Annotated in this window: 4 protein-coding genes; all 4 read left to right on the top strand. The window is 67.6% G+C overall.

What is annotated here, in order from left to right:
• Window positions 1-336: DinB family protein (locus tag RMO85_RS17055; protein ID WP_310529915.1), on the top strand; the 336-nt coding region annotated here is incomplete at its 5' end.
• Window positions 337-559: 223 nt separating this feature from the next.
• Window positions 560-1,006, top strand: coding sequence for an AraC family transcriptional regulator (locus tag RMO85_RS17050; protein WP_310529914.1), 447 nt, complete (start codon window positions 560-562; stop codon window positions 1,004-1,006).
• Between the two features lie 43 nt (window positions 1,007-1,049).
• On the top strand, window positions 1,050-1,475 hold the full coding sequence (locus tag RMO85_RS17045) for a VOC family protein (protein WP_310529913.1): 426 nt from the start codon (window positions 1,050-1,052) through the stop codon (window positions 1,473-1,475).
• A complete protein-coding gene (locus RMO85_RS17040) occupies window positions 1,472-2,092 on the top strand; it encodes a maleylpyruvate isomerase family mycothiol-dependent enzyme (protein WP_310529912.1) in 621 nt (206 codons plus the stop codon). Before RMO85_RS17045 ends, RMO85_RS17040 begins: the two co-directional genes overlap by 4 nt.
• Window positions 2,093-2,156 lie beyond the last annotated feature (64 nt).

Here is a 2,156-nt window from a genome sequence, read left to right as displayed (position 1 = left end):
CTCGGGTCGACCGATCTGTTCACTCCGATGGGGCTGGGCATCGAGTCTGTGCTCGGCCGCGAGGAGCAGGGTCTCGACCCGTCGGCGGACCCGACGCTCGACGAGGTGCTGGCGATCCGTGATGAACAGGCGGCCGAGCTCGAGCGCTGGCTGGACGCCGTCACCGCCGAGCAGCTCCAGGAGCCGGCACCGATCCCCGACAACGACATGTGGCCGCCGTACGCACGCGGACGATCGCTTCGGCAATGCCTGGGCACGGTGCTCGGCGAGGAGTTCGCGCACCATCAGTTCTGTGTGCGCGACCTCGACCTCATCGAGAGATCGGCCGCCGGTTGATGCTCATCCCGTACTGGTCACCGTCCGCGTGACCACAACGGGATCCGCAAACGAAGATTGTCCGCCGCGAGCTCGGATCGTGGTGACCGGCCCCTCCGACCAGATGCCCAGTTCTACGCTGGGGGGAACGTGCAAGGTCGAACATGGGCGGCCGTCTCGTGTTGGTGTTGTCGGTAGGCATGGCCGCGCCGCGCAGGCGGGTCTGATCGGCATACTCGGGGTCGTGGGGCAACTTCCGATAGAGCGCTATCTGTTGCGCGGCAAGGACTTGGCCGATCGCCACTACGACGACCCGATCGACGTGGCGGCGATGGCGGACGCCGCCGGGCTGAGCCGGGCGCACTTCAGCCGGGCGTTTCGCTCGGCCTTCGGACAACCACCGCACGTATACCTACTCACCCGGCGATTGGAGCGGGCTGCGGCACTGTTGCGGAACACCGACCACCGCGTTGCCGACATCTGCGTCGAGGTGGGGCTGACCAGCGTGGGGTCGTTCACCGCCAGCTTCAAGCGGATGTTCGGCAGTACTCCGACGGTGTACCGCGTCGCCTTCCCTCCCGCGAACTCGAGGGCGGTGCTGCCGAGCTGTGTGGTGCGGTTCTACGGCCGGCCCGCCCACGTGCCGGAGCACAAGGAGAGCACGATTCGAGAAGACGAGGCCGCCCGGTGATCTCTAGCGTCTCTCCCACCAGATCCGAAGCGAAGGAGACCCGATGATCAAGCTCAGCGGCGCGCAGGTATGGGTGCACGACCAGGACGAGGCGCTCGCGTTCTACACCGACAAGCTCGGCATGGAACTGCGCCAGGACGTCACCGTGCCAGAGATGGGCAACTTCCGATGGCTCACCGTGGGGGTGCCCGGACAGGAGACCGAGATCGTCCTCATGGCGATCCCGGGTCCGCCGATCATCGACGAGGTCACCCGGGAGGAGATCCGGGGCCTGATGGCCAAGGGCTTCGCCCAGACGCTCTTCCTGACCACCGGCGACTGCCAGAAGTCCTACGAGGAGCTCACTGCCCTTGGCGTGGAGTTCACCGAGGAGCCCGAGGAGCGGCCGTACGGGGTCGACGCCGGCTTCCGAGACCCGTCGGGCAACTCCTTCCGGCTCACCCAGGCCCTGCCGGTGGAGTCTGCATGACGGACATCGAGTCCGTGTACGCCGCCGAGCGCGACTTGCTGGTTGGCCAGCTCCGCGGCCTGACGGACGCAGAGTGGGCGAGCCCCAGCCTGTGTGACGGCTGGTCGGTGAGGGACGTGACTGCGCACCTGCTGATGCCCTACGAGTTGAGCTTCCGAGGCTTTGTGGTCGGACTGCTTCGGGCGCGGTTTAGGTTCGACCGGTTCGCCGATCGGTGGGCTCGCGCCGACAGCCGCACCGGCCACCAGCTGGTCGACGCGGTCGCCGCCACCACGGCGAGCGGGTTCAACGTGCCCGGCGCAGGAGAGACCGCGCCCTTGAGCCACCTGTTCTTGCATGCACAGGACATTCGCGCGCCCCTGGACCTTCCTGCCGAAGCCACCGTCGAAGGTGGCCGTCGAGTCCTTGACGACCTCACCCAGGGCAAGCGTGCGGTCGACGCGGCCAAGAGGGAAGGATTGCACCTGCTGGCGACCGACATCGACTGGTCGACCGGGCTGGGTGGTCCTACAGTCACTGGCCCGGCTGCGGTGTTGGCCAGCGCGCTGATGAACCGCAGTGCTTCCGCCGCCCGGCTGGAGGGAAGCGGTGCCGACAGGTTCCGCTCCCGATTCTGATCGACGTTCCGTCGCCCAACAGGCCTCGCCGTACCTCCCCGCAAGGGGAACCCGCACCGGCGCG

The organism is Nocardioides sp., from assembly GCF_031422975.1.
In the GTDB taxonomy this organism is placed as follows: domain Bacteria; phylum Actinomycetota; class Actinomycetes; order Propionibacteriales; family Nocardioidaceae; genus Nocardioides.
The sequence above is the reverse complement of the archived record's forward strand: the minus strand, read 5'-3'. Positions and strand labels throughout refer to the sequence as shown.